Source organism: Mesorhizobium sp. CNPSo 4671 (genome assembly GCF_057784245.1).
Map to the genome: position 1 here is coordinate 267,334 of NZ_JBWLUW010000010.1, position 18,638 is coordinate 285,971.

Consider the following 18,638-nt stretch of genomic DNA (forward strand, 5'->3'; position numbering starts at 1 on the left):
TTTTCACGCGGCTAGCACCGCCGCGCCGAGGTTGCGAATGATCTTCGCCAGTTCGACGCACTCTCCATGCCGTGCATTGTTGCGCCGCCAGGCGAGGCAGATCATGCGTTGCGGCATCGGCTCCTGGAACGGCACGATCTTGAGGTCGGGGATGGTGCCGGCGGGCCCGGCCGCCATTTCCGGGATGAGCGTCACGCCGAGTCCGTGCGCCACCATCTGCAACAGCGTGGTCAGGCTGGTGGCGCCGTAGCTGGCCATCGCCACCGGCCGCACATTGCCGCAGACGGCGAGCGCTTGTTCGCGCAGGCAATGGCCTTCCTCCAGCAGCATCAGCCGCTCCAGTGCCGGGCTTTCGGGCGGCACCGGCGGCGAGGCGAAGGCCGGATCGCCTGCCGGCACGGCGAGGAAGAAACGGTCGGGGAAAAGGGCCTCGGTGATCAGACCGGGATGGTCGAGCGGAAGCGCGGCGATAAAAGCGTCGAGCTTGCGCGATGCGACGTCCTCGACCAGGGCAGTGGTGACCGCCTCGCGCAGTTCGAGCTGCAGGGCCGGGAAATGCTTTTTCAGCTCGGGCAAGGCGCGCGGCAAAAGATAGGGCGCGACGGTCGGGATGATGCCCAGCCGGAAACGCCCCTCCATGGCCGTGCGGCCGCGCCGGGCCGTGGTTTCGACGTCACGTATGTCGGCCAGAATGCGTTCGATGCGCGGCAAGAGCGCGATCGCTTCATCGGTCATGCGCACCGACTTGCCGCCGCGTTCGAACAGCCGGCAGTTCAGCCGCTGCTCCATTTCCGCGATCTGCGAGGACAGTGCCGGTTGGCTGACGCCGGCGAGTTTTGCCGCACGCCCGAAATGCAGCGTCTGCGCCAGCGCGTCGAAATAATGCATCTGGCGAACTGTCAATCCGATCATAAGAAAATCCTATCGAAATGAACAGGAAAGGCAATTTGTTTTTATCGCGAATGCGGCCTAGTCTGGAATCATTCCAAGATGGTGCGACCGACGAGCCGCCCCCAAAAAATCTTGGCAAAGATCAAGACTCGGCAAAATCGGAGACTGAAGATGGACGCGAACACCGATGACAAAAGCGCGGGCAAATGCCCCGTCGCGCACGGAGCCGTTGGCAGGACCAATCGTGACTGGTGGCCGAACCAGCTGAACGTCCAGATCCTGCACCAGCAGTCATCCCTGTCCGACCCGATGGGTGAGGCGTTCGACTATGCCGAGGAATTCAAAAGCCTCGACCTCGACGCCGTCATCAAGGATCTGCATGCGCTGATGACGGACTCGCAGGAATGGTGGCCGGCCGATTTCGGCCATTACGGGCCGCTGTTCATCCGCATGGCTTGGCACAGCGCCGGCACCTACCGCATCGCCGACGGTCGCGGCGGCGCCGGGGCCGGCCAGCAGCGTTTCGCGCCGCTCAACAGCTGGCCGGACAACGTCAACCTCGACAAGGCTCGGCGTCTACTGTGGCCGATCAAGCAGAAATATGGCCGCAAGATCTCCTGGGCCGACCTTTTGATCCTGACCGGCAACGTCGCGCTGGAATCGATGGGCTTCAAGACCTTCGGTTTCGCCGGCGGCCGCGCCGACGTCTGGGAGCCCGAGCAGGACGTCTATTGGGGCCCCGAAGGCAAGTGGCTGGCCGACGAGCGCTACAGCGGCGACCGTGACCTGCAGAATCCTCTCGGCGCCGTGCAGATGGGCCTGATCTACGTCAATCCGGAAGGGCCGAACGGCAATCCGGATCCGCTGGCTGCGGCGCGCGACATCAGGGACACATTCGCGCGCATGGCGATGAACGATGAGGAGACGGTAGCCCTCATCGCCGGGGGCCATACGTTCGGCAAGACCCATGGTGCGGGCGATGCGAGCCTGGTGGGTGTCGAGCCGGAAGGCGCCGATATCGAGCAGCAGGGCCTTGGCTGGGCGAGCAAATTCGGCACCGGCAAGGGCGGTGACGCCATCGGCAGTGGTCTGGAAGTAATTTGGACGACCACGCCGACCAAATGGAGCAACAACTTCTTCGACAATCTGTTCGGCTTCGACTGGGAACTGACCAAGAGCCCGGCTGGCGCGCATCAGTGGACGCCGAAAGGTGGCGCGGGCGCCGGCACGGTGCCGGATGCACACAACTCGGCCAAGCGCCACGCACCCGCCATGCTGACCACCGACCTCGCGCTGCGTTTCGATCCTTCCTACGCAACGATCTCGAAGCGCTTCCACGAGAATCCGGATCAGTTCGCCGACGCTTTCGCCCGCGCCTGGTACAAGCTGACCCACCGCGACATGGGCCCGGTCGCCCGCTATCTCGGCCCATTGGTTCCCAAGGAAGAGCTGCCCTGGCAGGACGTCATCCCGGCGGTCGATCATGTGCTGATCGACGAGCAGGACGCTGAAGCGCTCAAGGCCAAGATCCTGGCTTCCGGCCTGTCGGTGTCGCAGCTGGTTTCGACGGCCTGGGCGTCGGCCTCGACCTTCCGTGGTTCCGACAAGCGCGGCGGCGCCAATGGCGCGCGCATCCGCCTCAGCCCGCAGAAGGACTGGACCGTCAACCAGCCGGCCGAGCTGGCCAAGGTGCTCGACAAGCTCGAAGCCATCGCCAAGGACTTCAACGCTTCGCAGACCGGCAGCAAGAAGGTCTCGCTTGCCGACCTGATCGTTCTCGGCGGCAACGCGGCAATCGAAAAGGCCGCGAAGGCCGCCGGCCACAGCGTCGACGTTCCCTTCTGGCCGGGCCGCATGGATGCCTCGCAGGAGCAGACCGACATCCACTCCTTCGCGCCACTGGAACCGACGATTGACGGCTTCCGTAACTATGTCGGCGGCAAGCAGCGCCTGACCGTCGAGGAGGCGCTGGTCGACCGCGCGCAGTTGCTCACGCTGACGGCGCCGGAACTGACGGTTCTCGTCGGCGGCCTGCGCGTTCTCGGCGCCAATGCCGGGCAGTCGAAGCATGGCGTCTTCACCAAGCAGCCGGAAACGTTGAGCAACGACTTCTTCGTCAACCTGCTCGACATGGGCACGGAGTGGAAGGCGACGTCCGATGCCAAGGACGTGTTCGAAGGCCGCGACCGCAAGACCGGCGAAGTCAAGTGGACCGGTACCCGTGCCGACCTGATCTTCGGTTCGCATTCGCAGCTGCGCGCGCTGGCCGAAGTCTATGCGACGGCGGATGCCAAGGCGAAGTTCGCGAAAGACTTCGTCGTGGCCTGGACCAAGGTGATGAACGCCGACCGTTTCGACATCGCCGGCTGATCCAGATAAAGCTCTATCCAACAGAAAGGCGCGGGCCGTGGCCCGCGCCTTTTGCATTCAGGCTTTTGAGATCAATCCTTCTCGAAGATGCGTGCCTTGGCGACGACGCCGGCGATGGCGCCGCCGATCAGCGGTGCGACGATGAACAGCCAGAGCTGGCTGAGCGCGGCACCGCCGGTGAACAGCGCCGGGCCGATGGAGCGGGCCGGATTGACCGAGGTGCCGGTGACCGGGATCATGGCGAAGTGAATGCCGGCCAGCGTCAGGCCGATGACCAGCCCGGCAAACGCCGTCGAGTGCTTTTCAGCGGTCACGCCGAGGATCACCGTGACGAAGGTGAAGGTACCGATCAGCTCCCACAGGAACGCCGAGCTCATGCCCCATTTCGTCTCGTCCCAGCCATTGGCGCCGAAGCCGCCGGTGTGGCCGCCGGCCTGGCCGGAAACGATGATCCACAATGCCAGCGAAGCCAGGATGGCGCCGATGATCTGCGCGATCCAATAGGGGATGACGTCCTTGGCCGGCAGCCGGCCGGCGAGGAAGACGCCGAGCGTCACCGCCGGATTGAGATGCGCGCCCGAAATCGGGCCGATTGCATAGGCGGCCGCGATGAGGCCGATGCCGAATGCCAGACCGATGCCTTCCTGGCCGAGCGGCAGCGCGCCGCCGAAGCCACCCGTCACCACCGACGCCGTGCCGATGAACACCAACAGAAATGTGCCTAGAACTTCCGCCAGATAAGTTTTCATTGCCCTCTCCTCGTAGCGATCCGCCGGTCCACGTTTTCCGCGCCGCGAATCATGCTGTGAAGAGTATTCCCAACCGAAAAACTTGGAAAGCTGAGCGGTTGCGCCACAAGCCGTGCTTGCGGTCGCCAGTTGCAAACATTAGAGACTTTGCATTTATTGATCGATCTGCTGTTGCCGGCCCGGGATATTTATGGATCGGACAGATTTCAGAAGGCCTCTTTGTCGCGAGATGGGGCGGGGTTCAATCCGGACGCGAAAGGCTCTAAGAGCAGGCGATAGATCTCGATTTGATGGAATGATCAATGCGACTGGGCGGACGGCTGGCTGCGGCCATCGAAGTGCTGGAGGACATTGGCCGGCGTCACCGGCCGGTGGCCGATGCGCTGAAGGATTGGGGCCTGTCGCACCGCTTCGCCGGCGGCGGTGATCGCGCGGCGATCGGCAACATCGTCTACGACGCGCTGCGCCACAAGCGCTCGGCCGGTTGGCTGCTCGGCGAAGACACGCCGCGCGCCATCGGCTTCGGCGCATTGCTGCTCGAATGGGGCCAGACGGCGCAGTCGCTCAACGACGCGCTCGACGGCGACAAGTTCGCGCCGCCGCTGCTCAGCGCCACAGAGCTCCAGACGGTCGCTGGTCGCCAGCTTGCCGACGCGCCGCCCGCGGTGCGGGCCGACATACCCGATTGGTGCGAACCGCTTTTCGAACGGGCCTTCGGTGAGGCATGGGTCGAAGAGGGCGCAGCGCTGGCGACCCGCCCGCCGCTCGATATCCGGGTCAACACGCTGCAGGCCGATCGCGCCAAGGTCCTCAAGGAACTGGCCGATACAGGGGCGCAGCCCGCGCGGATCGCGCCGCTCGGCATCCGCATTCCGCCCATCGACGGCGACGGCAGGCACCCCAACGTGCAGTCGGAGCCGGCCTTCCAGAAAGGCTGGTTCGAGGTCCAGGACGAGGGCTCGCAAATAGCGGCAACGCTTGCCGGCGCCGAAGCCGGCATGCAGGTGCTCGACTTCTGCGCCGGCGCCGGCGGCAAGACACTGGCGCTGTCGGCTGCGATGGACAATCGCGGCCAGATATTCGCCCACGATGCCGAAAAGGCGCGGCTGGCGCCGATCTTCGACCGCATCCGCCGTTCGGAAAACCGCAATGTGCAGGTCGTCACCAAGCCGGCTGAACTCAGCCCCCTCGCCAACCATATGGACATCGTACTGGTCGACGCACCTTGCACCGGCAGCGGCACCTGGCGGCGCCGTCCCGATGCCAAATGGCGGCTGACGCAAAGGCAGCTCGACGCCCGCAAGGGCGAACAGTCGGCAATCCTCGATGCCGCCAAACTGTATGTCAAACCCGGCGGCCTGCTGGTCTACATCACCTGCTCGGTGTTCGACGAAGAGAATGGCGAGCAGATCGCGGCATTTCGCGAGCGGCACAAGGGCTTTGCCCCGGTCGATCATCGCGTGCTCTGGGACAGCCGTTTTCCGGGTCACGGGGCTGCCGCGCGGATCGGCGCTGGCGGGGATATCTCGCTGTCCCCGGCGCTGAGCGGCACCGACGGGTTCTACTTCTGCGCCATGCGCCGGACGAATTGACGCTGCCGTTGACAGCTGGCGATGGCGCCCCAGTTGCAGATGCGCGGCGTCGGGCCGCAACGGGGGTGGAATTCTTGCATAGATACCTGTCGCTTGCGCTTTTCATTGTCCTGGTGCTGGGCGGTGGCCTGCTGATCGGTTACGCGACCTTGCCGGGCGCCTGGTACGCGTCGCTGGTCAAACCGCCGTTCAATCCGCCCAACTGGGTCTTCGCGCCTGCCTGGACATCGCTCTATGTGCTGATCGCTGTGGCTGGCTGGCGGACTTGGGTGCGAGAACCCAAGGGAGCAGCGATGAAGATCTGGGGCGTCCAGCTCGCCCTGAATTTCGCGTGGTCGCCAACCTTCTTCGGCGCGAAAATGATGGGGCCAGCTTTGGTCGTTATAGTGCTCCTTCTCGCCAGCATTGTTCTATTCATCATCAAGGTATGGAACCGAGACAGGCTTTCCGGCTGGTTGTTCGCGCCGTACGCAGCATGGGTGGCCTTCGCCACCTTGCTCAACGCCTCGCTGCTCTGGTTGAACTAGGGGGGCGACGATGTCGTTTTTGTTGCAGTGCAGCAAAAGCATTTGCCTGCCGCTCGAGCCTCTGCGATAAGCTTTCCCGGCAAACGTGAAGGCATCAGCGATGGCAGCAAAGATCGTACCGGCCCCGGACTATGAGGATCGCGTCAGGGCGTCCTTCGCCCGCCAGCAGGCGATGGCGACGATCGGCGCCGAACTGACATTGGTGACTCCAGGCATCATCGAGATCGAGATGCCTTACTCCGCGGCACTGACCCAGCAGCATGGCTTCCTGCACGCCGGCGTCATCTCGACGGCGCTGGACTCGGCCTGCGGCTACGCGGCTTTCTCCCTGATGCCGGAAAATTCCGGCGTGCTGACCATCGAATTCAAGGTCAACCTACTGGCGCCGGGCAGGGGCGAGCGCTTCCTGTTCCGTGGCTCCGTGACCAAGCCCGGCCGCACCATCATCGTCGCCGACGGCCAGGCCTATGCCTTCGCCGCCGATGGCGAGGCCAAGCTCATCGCCACAATGACGGGGACGATGATGACGGTGGTCGGCCGCGATGGGATTGCGGGCTGATGGCTAATGTTACGCGAATTGGCGGCAAGGATGTTCTCTTCGTCATGGCGGCGCAGGCCGAATACGGCCCGCATCTGCAAAAACTGTTCACGCCGCTGATGACGGGCGTCGGCCCAGTCGAATCCGGTGTCCGGCTCGGCGCCGAACTCTCCTGGTTGAAATCCGAGAAGGCGTTGCCGGACCTTGTTGTCTCGCTCGGCTCCGCCGGCAGCCGGACCCTGGAACAGACCGAAATCTATCAGGCCGTCTCCGTCAGCTATCGCGACATCGATGCCTCGCCGCTGGGTTTCGAGAAAGGCGCGACACCGTTCCTCGATCTGCCGGTGACGATGCCGCTGCCGTTTCGTATCCCCGAAATCAAGGAAGCCACGCTGTCGACCGGCGGCGCTGTCATCACCGGCGCTGCCTATAATGCAATCGCGGCCGACATGGTCGACATGGAGACCTTCGCCTGCCTGCGCGCCTGTCAGCTGTTCGACATCCCCCTCATCGGGCTGCGCGGCATTTCCGACGGCGCGGCGGATTTGCGGCATGTCGGCGACTGGACCGAATATCTGCATGTCATCGACGAGAAGCTGGCCGACGCCGTCATGCGCCTCGAACAGGCGATCGGCTCGGGTCTGCTCCGGGCGGATTCACCCCGAGCCGAGACGAGACTCGTCTGAAAGTCAGCCTACGCAACCCATTGCGCCGACTCATTTCTTTCTCTAAACGCTCGCCATGAAAACAGCCAATCATCCCGACACCGTCCTGATTGTCGATTTCGGCAGCCAGTTCACCCAGCTCATCGCCCGCCGCATCCGCGAGGCCGGCGTGTTTTCCGAGATCGTGCCGTTCCAGTCGGCCGAAGCCGCGTTCAAACGCATCAATCCCAAAGCCGTCATCCTGTCCGGCGGTCCGGCTTCGACATCGGATATCGGCAGCCCGCGCGCGCCGCAGATCGTTTTCGATGCCGGCGTGCCGGTGCTCGGCATCTGCTACGGCCAGATGGCCATGTGCGTGCAGATGGGCGGTGTCGCCGAAAGCTCCAACCATCGCGAGTTCGGCCGCGCCTTCGTCGAGATCGAGAAGGACAGCCCGCTGTTCGACGGCCTTTGGGCGACCGGCCAGCGCCATCAGGTGTGGATGAGCCATGGCGACCGGGTCATCGCCTTGCCGCCGGGTTTTCAGGTCTTCGGCAAGTCGGAGAGTTCGCCCTTCGCCATTTTCGGCAATGTCGAGCGCAAGATGTACGGCATCATGTTCCACCCCGAGGTGGTGCACACGCCGGACGGCGCCAGGCTGCTTAGGAACTTCGTCCACAACATTGCCGGCATCGAGGGCGATTGGACGATGCGCGCCTACCGCGAACACGCGGTCGAGGCGATCCGCAAGCAGGTCGGCAAGGGCAAGGTCATCTGCGCGTTGTCGGGCGGTGTGGATTCTTCGGTCGCCGCGCTTTTGATCCACGAAGCGGTCGGCGATCAGCTGACCTGCATCCTCGTCGACCATGGCCTGATGCGCAAGGACGAGGCGGCCGGTGTGGTGGCGATGTTCCACCAGCACTACAATCTGCCGCTGATCCTGGTCGATGCCTCGGAAAAATTCATCTCGGCGCTGGAAGGCGAGGTTGACCCGGAGAAGAAGCGCAAGACCATCGGCCGGCTGTTCATCGAAGTGTTCGAGGAAGAGGCCAAGAAACTCGGCGGTGCCGATTTTCTGGCGCAAGGCACGCTCTATCCCGACGTTATCGAAAGCGTCTCCTTCACCGGCGGCCCGTCGGTGACCATCAAGTCGCACCACAATGTCGGCGGCCTGCCTGCGCGCATGAACATGCAACTGGTCGAGCCGCTGCGCGAACTGTTCAAGGACGAGGTGAGAGCGCTCGGCAAAGAGCTTGGCCTGCCCGAAAGCTTCATCGGCCGCCACCCGTTCCCGGGACCGGGCCTTGCCATACGCTGCCCGGGCGGCATCACCCGCGAGAAGCTGGAGATCCTGCGCGAGGCCGATGCCATCTATCTCGACGAGATCCGCAAGGCCGGTCTCTACGACGCCATCTGGCAGGCCTTCGCGGTGCTGCTGCCGGTGCAGACCGTCGGCGTGATGGGCGACGGCCGCACCTACGAATTCGTCTGTGCGCTGCGCGCCGTCACCTCGGTCGACGGCATGACGGCGGACTTCTACCACTACGACATGGCCTTCCTGGGCGCCGCCGCCACGCGCATCATCAACGAAGTCCGCGGCATCAACCGCGTCGTCTACGACGTCACGTCGAAGCCGCCTGGTACGATCGAGTGGGAGTGACGGGGACCACGGCGATAGCGTAAGTTCGGCACATTGCGCCGTCGCTAATGTGCCTAAGCCAATGACCCGTTGCCGGCCTCGATCGCCTTTCCGCAATCTGATGGGCACCGAAACGTGGCTGTGCGAGTATGTATTGGCGTACAATGGCGTGCAAAAAGGCGGGGTTGGACAAGCGACGAACGGTTGCCGAAGGGCGATAGGCGAAGCCAGGAAAGACGAGGCTGTCGGTGTTGTCAGGTATGTCGTTACCGCTGGCGCTCGTGGCTGCATGCGACGGGTCGGCGAGGGCTTGGCGGCATCGGCGACCGAGATGGCGTCCTTCCCGATGCCGATGACTCTCGATGGCTACAGGCGGCGCCATGACGCGCGGGACGCGTCGGTGGCGTAGGATGGAGGCGCGGCAGAGACGCGCGCTGGTGAGCTGCCGGCTAGGATCTGCTATCCAGCGGCTCGACATTCTTGGAAGGCGTTGCGAAATACCGGCCCGTAGGCCGCATCCAGGCGCGCCTCATCGTTCGTGATGACAGATGCTGTGATGGCCGCGAACCTGTAGCTGCGCTCGATCTCCGCGAAAATCGGATTTAGAGGGTGGGGATGATTTGCTATGAGCCGAGCAGACGTATGGTCAAAGGCGCCGGTGCATGCCGCCACTTCGCTTACTGCCGTCTCTACCACCTTCGAACTCGCTTCACGCCCAAAGTCGTGGCAGTTGCTTTGCAGATGCCTTTTGAACTCCATAAAGGCGATAAGCCTCATCGATTCGAAACGATAGCCATTGCGAAAGCCTGGATGCGCCTGCTCTAGGGCCATGATGGCCACCATCCACGATAGTTTGGCTGATTGTAGTCCCAAGTTGTCAGCCGCTAGAATGATCGTGTCGTTCAGATCCAAGAGGGTCGTTCCCTCGTGTACAAGCTTGAACGCAGCTTCAATGACAGCATATGCTGCTGTAAAAGCCTTTTCGGGTTGGATGGGCTTGGATACCCACATCCTGCTTCGCGAGGGCGAAGTGCGCCGCCTGGCTAGAAACAGCAACGCGCTGAAAATCAGCACAACTGCGATCCACGGCGTCACGGCGTATAATCGCCCGGTTCGTTGTACACATGCCATAACGACAAAACGACGCCCGCCGCTTCGCTAATGCCGGAGGGCCGTGGTATTTGGCCCTGGTCATCCTTCATACCGGAATCCTCACCGACGACGCGCTATACTACTGGCGCCACAATCACCTGTGAAAGCTCTAGAGCTTAGGACTGAAGTCGGATGTTTAATGCGCAAAGGTCCAGGGGGCCGTGCCGGATTCGGGCTGTCAACACACCGGCCGGGTAGTGCCAAGGTGTGAACGGTACCAAATGGCTAATATCACGCTTAGCTAAAGTAATGGAACGTCCAACGGACATTTGCGGAACTAAAGTGGTAACGTCAGACCTTCGCCGTTAGCAGCCAAGACTTTAGTCCTGACCTCACCGTCTGCCCCCGGCGCTGCAACTGCCAGAGTGACCTCAATCACGTTGGCCGGTGCGTCCAGTCCTTCCCCCAACCTTGCGTAGCGCCATGGTGGCGGCTGCTAGGTGATCTTCGGGCTTGCCATTCTCTTGGCAGTGTCTGGCGTCACGGGCGACTTCATAGGACGCCGGGGCGAACGACTCTATTTCGAATGCTCGGGTTAGTTCTTCATCGCCATCGACCACACGACGAACCATTCTCCCGCTTCGACCACTTCAACGCAAGGATTGACCTTGCTGTCGTGCATGACGCTATCCATCGCAAACTCCTCAGAAAGCAATGGTGAAACGTCGATTTTTCTATCGCTCAGCCGAGGCCGTTCTCAATATCATGTGTGTGCGGAACATTAGTGATCTCTAAAAGTTGATCCGTGCGGCAGGTAGGTGCCCTCCATCGTCCTGCCGAGGCGCTCGAGCAGGCGATGATTCAGGACGCGTAAAGGTGCGGGTCGAGGAGATCACGCCGAAGCAGAAGAAGCGATGAAAGCGAGATTAATTTCTAGTGAAACACCTGCGTGGCGAGATCTGCGGCACGCTTCTTTGCAGGATTTCTCGGAGGACAATCATGCCAATTCGGCGAAAGGCAACTGAGGCCGGTATCTTTAAGCCAGCCGAAATGGCTCTGCTGGGTCGGGTGTTCGAGCAGCTGAAGCTCGAACATCAATCACCCGATGAGCGTGACGCAATCGCCTCCAGAATCATAGGCAACTACATGGCAGGCATTGTCGATGAGGATGAGCTGGTTTCGCTATCCAGGCAACCGCTGGGCCGTTAGAGGTCAGCCATTCTCGCAATTGAAGACCTTGTCAGCACCGAGACATCGCCGACACTGGAACTTCCTAAATTCTGACAAATCCTACCTGCCGTGGCGTGAGACCGGCAGTAACGTGCTTGCCGAATCTTAGTTTCTGCTACTTCAGGCTCTGACCGGTGAACACGCGATTTGTGGTCCTCGGGGCGATTGTAAGGTCCAAGACCGGATGCCGTTCGATTCATGCGACTTTCGATCGTTTGGTCTGGAACATTGGTGACTTCGAAGGGTTGGTGATTGCGGCAGTTGTCGAGGCTGCAGCAGTCAGAGGTTCCAGATTGGGGGGCGGACCTTTAATTCCCCTGTTAAACGAGCATATGGCTCATGTCGCAGCCAGTCGGTCAGCGGATTTCCAACGGTCCTCCAGCCTTCTTGGCGCCGCTTCACTCTAACAGCCACAGCAGCACTAGTTGGATCCGCCCGCAGCCCCCAGTTCGTCGGCGGCTTCACTGATCCCGTGCGCGGCCGCGCGCTCGAGCCAAAGGCGAGCGGTAACCGGGTCGCGCTCCCCGGCGAGGCCTTTCAAGAGATAACGTCCAAGCATGAATTGGGCATGGCTATGCCCACGTCCGGCAGCGGCAGCGTACCATTTTTGCGCCTTTGTCTGGTCGACCGGCAGGCCGTGGCCGGCTCCGTACAGCGCGCCAATCGCAAACATCGCCCCGGCGTGACCGTTGGCGGCGGCCTGTTCAAACAGCTGCATTGCAGCCTCGGGCTCGGGCGTGCCGCCGCGCCCATTGAGTAGCATCTCGGCGAGCGCCACGCGTGCGTCGAGCACGCCGGCGTCGGCCGCCCGCGCAAACCACACGCGGGCCTGAGTTGGGTCGGCAGCCACGCCGCGTCCATCCTGGAGGAGGCGGGCATACATATATTGCGCCTCGGCGACGCCTTCGGCCGCGCGCCGCAGCCAATGTGCCGCTTGCCCCTCGTCCTGGCGAACGCCGACGCCCTTGGCGAAGCAGAGCCCAAGGTTGAATGCCGCGATGAGGTCGCCCGATGATGCGGCCGCCTCGAACCATCCGGCAACGCTTGCACCGTCGTCCGGCTCGCCGACCCCTCCGAGGATAAGATTGGCGAGGTCGGTCTGTGCCTGCTGATTGCCGCCATTTGCGGAAGAGCGCAGCCAGCGTGCTCCTTCCTCGACATCCTCAGCCACACCATTTCCCGTCAAATAGAGCGAGGCCAAAGCGCGGGCGGCGGCTTGGTGGCCCGCTTCGGCTGCCCGCCGATACCAGTTCGCGGCTTCTGCAAAATCGGGCCGCTGTGTCTTCACATAGCGATCGCCCAGGAGATAGGCTGCCTCGATATTGCCGGCCAAGGCGGCACGCCGCATCCATGCCTCCCCGGCAGCGACATCCTGGCCGACGAGTGCACCGTCGATCAGTGCCAATCCCAACCGGAACTGGGCAGAGGGCAGGCCCTTCTCTGCAGCAGCCTGATACAGTTGAGCGGCTGCTGCCTTGTCGCATGCGACGCCGAGCCCGTGCTCGGTGAGGACCGCAAGAAGATAGGTCGCGGTCGGCAGGCCGGCGTCGGCTGCCCGCCTTACCTCTTCCGCAATCCGAACTCTGTTTTCGCGTTTGCCGCGGCGGGCCAGCGACAGGGCAAGGCCGAGACATCCTTCGGCGCAGCAGGCGGAAGCCGACTTCTCGTACCAGCGGTGTGCCGCATCGGCATCGCGCATCGATGTGGGGCCGCTGGTAAGGATATAACCGAGGATCGCCTGTCCCGTGGCCGAGCCTGCCTCCGCCGCCTTGGTGGCAAAGTCGAAAGCGGCAGCGAAGTCTGGTTTTCCCGGGGAATCAGGTTTGAACAAGTGCTCCGAGGGTCCCTTGCCGTCGGCTTCCGCCGTCACCAGCCCGGTGACGTAGAGAGCGGCGAGGAGCGCCTGCGCATCCGCGCTCCCGTGGTTGGCCGCCCGCAACAGCCATCGCGCGCCTTCCATGCGGCTCGGTGGCACACCGGCGCCTTCCAGATAGCAACGCGCGACCCGGTACTCGGCCTCGACGATCCCCGCGCGTGCCGCTTTCGCCATAAGCGGAAAGGCTTCAGCGGCCTTGCCGCTGTCAGCAAGCTGGATCGCCCGACGCAACACCGCCGCCGGGAAGGCCAGACCAGTCAGCCGATCCAGGATTGTCATCGATCCGAGCCTTTGATCCCTCCGGTACTCTATGGCTCCCGCATCGCCTCCTGGCCGATTGGGAGCATCACACCGAGAATGTACTTGAGTATCGTGCGCCGGCCGACCTTGACGTCGGCGGTCACCGGCATGCCGGGGCTGACGGCGAAACCGGCGGGCACGCCGTGGAGGGCGACCTGGTCGATGGAGATCCGCGTGCGATAGAAGGGCTCGGCGTCGGAAGGCAGCATGGCCAGGGAACTGTTCGGATCGCGCGCTTGCTCCTGTGCCGAGAAGGAATCTGGGCTGAGTGCCCGCACAGTTCCATGGGCGAGGCCGTATTGCGAATAGGGGAAGGTGTCGAACTTGATGATCACCGGGTCGCCGACATGCACAAAGCCGCTGCTCCTGCCAACGATGTTTGTCTCGATCTCGAGCGGCGCGTCGGCCGGCACCAGCGTGATAAAGCGCTCCCCTGACTGCATGACCGAGCCGACGGAGACTTTTGCCACCGATTGAACGATGGCGTCTGATTGGCTCTTCAACTCGACCAACTGGTTTCGAAGCTTTGCCTTGTTGAGAAGTTCGCGGGCGTCCGAAATCCGCGAGCTCGCCTCCGACAGGCTCTGCGAGACTTCAGCGCGCCAGCCCTGAATGTAGCCGTCACGCTCGGCGGCCACCGCTGCCTGCTGACGTTTGGCGGCTTCCGCGGTCTGTTCGGCATTGCCCAGCGCCCGGGACATTTCCGCACGGTTGTCCTCGGCGAGGAGCGTGTTGAGGCGGCTTCCTACCTGCCTTGCCTCGAGCTGCCTGCGCATCTGCTCGATCGAGTCGGCGACCGTGAGCCGCTGGCGGTAGCCGTCGGCATCCGATTGCGATCGCGAAATCACCGAGCTGAGTTCGTCACGCTGGCGTTCGAAATTCTCCACCTTGGCGTCGTAGACCGCCTTGCGTTGCTCGAATATCGACACCTGCAGGGTCCAACTCGGGTCGAGGCCGTTGTAGGTGAACGTCTGGCCGCTGGCCTCGGCCTTCAACCGCGCCACCTCCGCTTCAAGCGTCGAGACCTGCATGGCCAGTGCCGCTTGGTCGGCTGAGGTAAAGGTCGCATCGAGGCGGGCAAGCAATTGGCCTGCCTGGACGCGCTGTCCTTCCCGCACCTCAATCGAGCGGACAATCGCTGTCTCCAGCGGTTGCACGACGATGTTGGGGGATTGCGATACAACCAGCCCTCTGGTCGTTACGACCTGATCGACCGGTATCAGCCCCGCCAGGGCGATCAGCGCGATGACCAGGCTGGAGACGATCCAGACGATGCCGCGAGCCGCCCGCGGAATAGGCGCATTGGCGACTGCCGTCGACGGCCACTGGAACTCGAGTATGGCCGGCGTCGTCGGATCCCTCGTTTCCATCCGGTGCCACCGGGCGGGAAGGGGGGTGAGAGAGGTGCTGCTCATGGGTTACCCGACCTGATGCGAATATGAGGCGCGCGACATGATCAAACCAACCGCGGCGGGACGGCGACCGGGCGGCCGTGGCGGCCGTCGAGGTGCCGGTTCTGCTGCGACCACAATTGGCGATAGAGCGCGCATCGTTCGAGCAGGGTCGCATGCGGCGCGACGTCGAGGACCTTGCCCTGATCCATGACCAGGATATTGTCGCACTCGGTCAGCGAGGAGAGCCGGTGCGAAACGATGATCATCGTGCGCCCGCTGGCGATGCGCATGAGGTTGGCGCTGACAACCGCCTCGCTCTCCGGGTCGAGTGCGCTGGTCGCTTCGTCGAGGATGAGGATGGTCGGATCGTGGATGAGCGCGCGCGCGATCGCCAGCCGCTGCTTTTGACCGCCCGACAAATTGGGCGAACCTTCCTCGATGTAGGTGTCGTAGCCATTCGGCATCCGCTCGATGAATTCCTGGGCGCCGGCGAGATGCGCTGCGCGCATGGCGTCGGAGAGCGTCAGGCCTGGGCGCCCGGCGATGATGTTGTCGCGGATCGATCCGCGGAACAGAAAGTTGTCCTGCAGCACCACACCAAGCCCTTGGCGCAGATGACGCAGGTTGATTTCCTTGAGATCGACGCCATCAAGCTTGAGGAAACCACTGTAGTCGCGGTTGATCCCTTGCAGGAGGCGGGCGATTGTCGATTTTCCCGACCCGCTGCGCCCAACAATGCCAAACATGCTGCCGGCGGGAATGTGGAAGCTGACTCGGTCGAGCGCCGGTGTCTTGGTGGCGATATAGCTGAAGGTCAGGTCGCTGAACACGACCTCGCCGACCAGCCTGGGTCTCAGGCCCGTGGAATTCGAACTGCTCTCCAGCGGCCGGTTTAGGACCGACGCTGCCTCGCCGATCGCCGCACCGACCTCCTCGTAGTCTTCGACCAGTCGCGCCAGGCCAACCAGCGGCTGGGCCACGCGCTGGGCGATCATCATGAACGCGAACAGGCCGCCGACCATGTAGCCCGAGCGGTCGTTCATCGCGAGATAGGCGCCGATCAGCATGGTGCCGAGCACCATCACGCGTTCGATCGGCGTGACCAGGGTCTGCGGCCAGCTTGCCAGCTGTCCGAAGGCGAGGCGCGCCTTTCCGGATTCCGCCACCCGCTCGTCCCAGAGCGCCTTGCGCTGCGGCTCGAGACCGAGCGCCTTCACCGTCTTGATGCCGACGACAGTCTCGCCCAGCGCCGCCGACTTCCAGGTCTCGGCGTCGACCACCCGCTGGTATCTGCGGCGCAGTGGCCTGAGGAAGGCGAGGATGATCAGCATGATCACCACCGCGCAGGCCAGCACGATCCAGGCGAGGGCGGCGTTGATGTAGAACATGACCGGTACCAGCACGCACAGCGTGATCATATCCAGGAACGTGCTGAGGAGTTTTCCGGTCAGGAACTCGCGGATACGATAGACTTGGGCGAGGTGATACATCGTCTCGCCGGCCGGATGACGCTCGAAGTAGTCGAGCGGCAGGCGTAACAGCCGGCTGAAGACGTGCAGTTGCAGTTTGGTGTCCAGACGAGCGCCGACGACATTGATGATCAGCCGCCGCGCATGGCCAAGCAGTGTCTCGTAGGCGAACACCACGGCGATCACCGCCGACAGCAGCACCAACGTCGAGATGCTGTTGAACTGCAGCACCTTGTTGACCACCGTCATGACGATGAGCGGCGGCAGGATGGTAAGGACGCTCAGCGTGAACGAGGCGATGGTGATATCGCGCAGGGCATGGTTTTCGAGCCGCACCAGTTCGGCGAGCCAGCGAAGGGTGAAGGGCGCGTCCGCCGCGACATAGGATCGTGTGGCGCGCAGCAGCAGTGCCTCGCCCGTCCACACCTGCGACAGCCGCAGCTCGTCGATGGCGACGGCCTCACCATCGTCGGGTGCATCCACACTTTTCAGGAAGACGACGTTTCGCTCGGCGCTCACCCCGGTGAGGAGAGCCGCGCCGCCATCGTTGAACAACAGGACGACCGGGCCGGCGTCCTGGAAGCGCAGAAGGTGGGACCAGCGGATGCGTACGGCGCGTGACCACATGCCGGCGTCCTGCGCCCACTGCGACAGATCGGCGGCGGCCGGAACCGCGCTCGCGGCCCTGAATTCGTTCGGGTCGAGCTCGACACCGTGATAGCGGGCGGCGCGCAGCATCGCCTTGAGACGTGGCCCGATCTTGTCGAATTCAGCCGGACCGCGAGGGATCCGCGCCATAGTGCTCTCGCCGCCCGCCGCGTCGCCTTGCGCGGAACCGGCGTGAATCGGGACCGCTTGGATTTCGGCGTTCACGGGGATGTTCACCATGGACGTGTCTTCCGGCAGGCGAGGGACCTCGACAATGCCCGGGCCGAACTGCCTCTGCTGAGGTTCTCGATCATGCCTCCATTCTACTCCGAATTGATCGGCCGCGCGACTCTCATGCCAATCCGCGTCCGGGCATGTTTAACGCGCGAACCTCGCTCTCCCGCGACGTTCGCGCGTTTCCCTTCGAACCGACAGAAGGGAATGATCGGGGCGCGGACCCCGCTTTCCAGCGAAGCCCGCGCGCCTGTTTTTCGAACTTGGACCAGTCACCGTCCAGGTCCATTCGCCGCTCACTCGTGCGGCTTCAAGAGATCCTTCAGGGACGTCTTGACGGTGTGGTCGTTGCTGGCGTAGCCGGCGCCAGGCTTGGTCTGATCCGAGGTGAGATCCGTGCTCGCCCCGAGCGGCTTGTTCTGGTTGTTGCCAGATCCGCTGATTGTCTTGAGGACGTTCAGCAGGTCTGTCGTCACCGAAGTCGCCGCAAGGCTGACCAGTTGACCGAACGACGCATGCTTGCCGGGATCACCGTTGGTGTCGGTCGAGCCGGACTGCAGGAACTTCGTCGTGTCCGTCAACCCCAGCGAGCTCGCCGTGACGTTGGCGTTATGCCCGCCCTGGCCTTGGCCTCCGGAAGAGTTGCCCTGTCCCTGATGGCCGCTGTTGTCGGCATTGTTATGGTCGCCGGAATTGCCCGGCGCGGGCTGTTCTCCGTTGCCGTGGCCGTTGTTGTCGTGACCACCGGTCCCACCGCCCGAGCCGGTCGGACCTGTCGACCCTGTCGGACCAGGCGAGCCTGTCGCGCCGGTTGAGCCGGTCGGACCGGTCGCCCCGGTCGAACCTGTGGCACCAGTCGCTCCGGTATCACCAGTGGCCCCCGTGGCTCCGGTTGCGCCCGTCGCTCCAGTGTCGCCAGTCGCTCCAGTTGCCCCGGTCGCGCCGGTTGCTCCGGTATCGCCAGTTGCACCCGTGGCTCCGGTCGCACCAGTCGCTCCCGTGTCACCAGTGGCTCCGGTTGCGCCGGTCGCTCCAGTTGCGCCAGTGTCGCCAGTTGCTCCAGTTGCCCCGGTATCGCCAGTTGCACCCGTGGCTCCGGTGTCACCGGTTGCACCCGTGGCCCCGGTTGCGCCGGTCGCTCCAGTTGCGCCAGTGTCGCCAGTTGCACCCGTGGCCCCGGTATCGCCAGTTGCACCCGTGGCTCCGGTGTCACCGGTTGCACCCGTGGCTCCGGTTGCGCCGGTCGCTCCAGTTGCGCCAGTGTCGCCAGTTGCTCCAGTTGCCCCGGTATCGCCAGTTGCACCCGTGGCTCCGGTATCGCCAGTTGCACCCGTGGCTCCGGTGTCACCGGTTGCACCCGTGGCTCCGGTTGCGCCGGTCGCTCCAGTTGCGCCAGTGTCGCCAGTTGCACCCGTGGCCCCGGTATCGCCAGTTGCACCCGTGGC

14 protein-coding genes are annotated in these 18,638 nt (G+C 63.4%); 7 read left to right on the forward strand and 7 right to left on the reverse strand.

Annotated elements, in window-relative coordinates:
* Positions 1–3: 3 nt before the first annotated feature.
* The gene (locus tag AC04SF_RS26470) at positions 4–912 is read right to left on the reverse strand and encodes a hydrogen peroxide-inducible genes activator (protein ID WP_488480186.1); all 909 of its coding nucleotides are present in this window, start codon (positions 910–912) and stop codon (positions 4–6) included.
* A gap of 150 nt (positions 913–1,062) precedes the next feature.
* Between AC04SF_RS26470 and katG the strand changes: the two genes are divergently transcribed.
* On the forward strand, positions 1,063–3,261 hold the full coding sequence (gene katG, locus AC04SF_RS26475) for a catalase/peroxidase HPI (RefSeq protein WP_488480187.1): 2,199 nt from the start codon (positions 1,063–1,065) through the stop codon (positions 3,259–3,261).
* A 71-nt stretch (positions 3,262–3,332) separates the two neighbouring features.
* On the opposite strand, the gene AC04SF_RS26480 is transcribed toward katG, so the two are convergent.
* Positions 3,333–4,010 carry an MIP family channel protein gene (locus AC04SF_RS26480; protein ID WP_010914441.1) on the reverse strand — a complete coding sequence of 226 codons (678 nt, stop codon included), beginning with the start codon at positions 4,008–4,010 and terminating at the stop codon, positions 3,333–3,335.
* 302 nt (positions 4,011–4,312) lie between these two features.
* Here AC04SF_RS26480 and AC04SF_RS26485 point away from each other — a divergent pair, with 302 nt between their 5' ends.
* The 5 genes from AC04SF_RS26485 to guaA all read left to right on the forward strand — a co-directional run bounded on the left by AC04SF_RS26485 (position 4,313) and on the right by guaA (position 8,971).
* Positions 4,313–5,602 (forward strand): RsmB/NOP family class I SAM-dependent RNA methyltransferase, encoded by a 1,290-nt coding sequence (locus tag AC04SF_RS26485; RefSeq protein WP_488480188.1) that lies wholly within the window; start codon positions 4,313–4,315, stop codon positions 5,600–5,602.
* Positions 5,603–5,676: 74 nt separating this feature from the next.
* A complete protein-coding gene (locus tag AC04SF_RS26490) occupies positions 5,677–6,129 on the forward strand; it encodes a TspO/MBR family protein (protein ID WP_488480201.1) in 453 nt (150 codons plus the stop codon).
* Between the two features lie 100 nt (positions 6,130–6,229).
* Complete coding sequence (locus tag AC04SF_RS26495) at positions 6,230–6,688, forward strand: PaaI family thioesterase (RefSeq protein WP_023686843.1); 459 nt, start codon at positions 6,230–6,232, stop codon at positions 6,686–6,688.
* Positions 6,688–7,353, forward strand: a complete 666-nt coding sequence (locus AC04SF_RS26500) for a 5'-methylthioadenosine/S-adenosylhomocysteine nucleosidase (RefSeq protein ID WP_488480189.1) — start codon at positions 6,688–6,690, stop codon at positions 7,351–7,353. Before AC04SF_RS26495 ends, AC04SF_RS26500 begins: the two co-directional genes overlap by 1 nt.
* A gap of 55 nt (positions 7,354–7,408) precedes the next feature.
* Entirely contained in the window at positions 7,409–8,971 is a 1,563-nt protein-coding gene (gene guaA, locus AC04SF_RS26505; protein WP_488480190.1) for a glutamine-hydrolyzing GMP synthase, read from the forward strand.
* A gap of 438 nt (positions 8,972–9,409) precedes the next feature.
* Here guaA and AC04SF_RS26510 read toward each other — a convergent pair whose 3' ends face one another.
* Positions 9,410–10,045, reverse strand: coding sequence for a hypothetical protein (locus tag AC04SF_RS26510; protein ID WP_488480191.1), 636 nt, complete (start codon positions 10,043–10,045; stop codon positions 9,410–9,412).
* Between the two features lie 996 nt (positions 10,046–11,041).
* Here AC04SF_RS26510 and AC04SF_RS26515 point away from each other — a divergent pair.
* Positions 11,042–11,251, forward strand: a complete 210-nt coding sequence (locus AC04SF_RS26515; protein WP_202351209.1) for a hypothetical protein — start codon at positions 11,042–11,044, stop codon at positions 11,249–11,251.
* Between the two features lie 442 nt (positions 11,252–11,693).
* On the opposite strand, the gene AC04SF_RS26520 is transcribed toward AC04SF_RS26515, so the two are convergent.
* The 4 genes from AC04SF_RS26520 to AC04SF_RS26535 form a co-directional block, all read right to left on the reverse strand.
* Positions 11,694–13,382: a tetratricopeptide repeat protein gene (locus tag AC04SF_RS26520; protein ID WP_488480192.1), complete on the reverse strand. Its 1,689-nt coding sequence runs from the start codon at positions 13,380–13,382 to the stop codon at positions 11,694–11,696.
* A gap of 74 nt (positions 13,383–13,456) precedes the next feature.
* On the reverse strand, positions 13,457–14,818 hold the full coding sequence (locus AC04SF_RS26525) for an HlyD family type I secretion periplasmic adaptor subunit (protein WP_488480193.1): 1,362 nt from the start codon (positions 14,816–14,818) through the stop codon (positions 13,457–13,459).
* A gap of 86 nt (positions 14,819–14,904) precedes the next feature.
* On the reverse strand, positions 14,905–17,109 hold the full coding sequence (locus tag AC04SF_RS26530; RefSeq protein WP_488480194.1) for a peptidase domain-containing ABC transporter: 2,205 nt from the start codon (positions 17,107–17,109) through the stop codon (positions 14,905–14,907).
* 380 nt (positions 17,110–17,489) lie between these two features.
* A complete protein-coding gene (locus AC04SF_RS26535) occupies positions 17,490–17,774 on the reverse strand; it encodes a hypothetical protein (RefSeq protein ID WP_488480195.1) in 285 nt (94 codons plus the stop codon).
* Between the last annotated feature and the right edge of the window lie 864 nt (positions 17,775–18,638).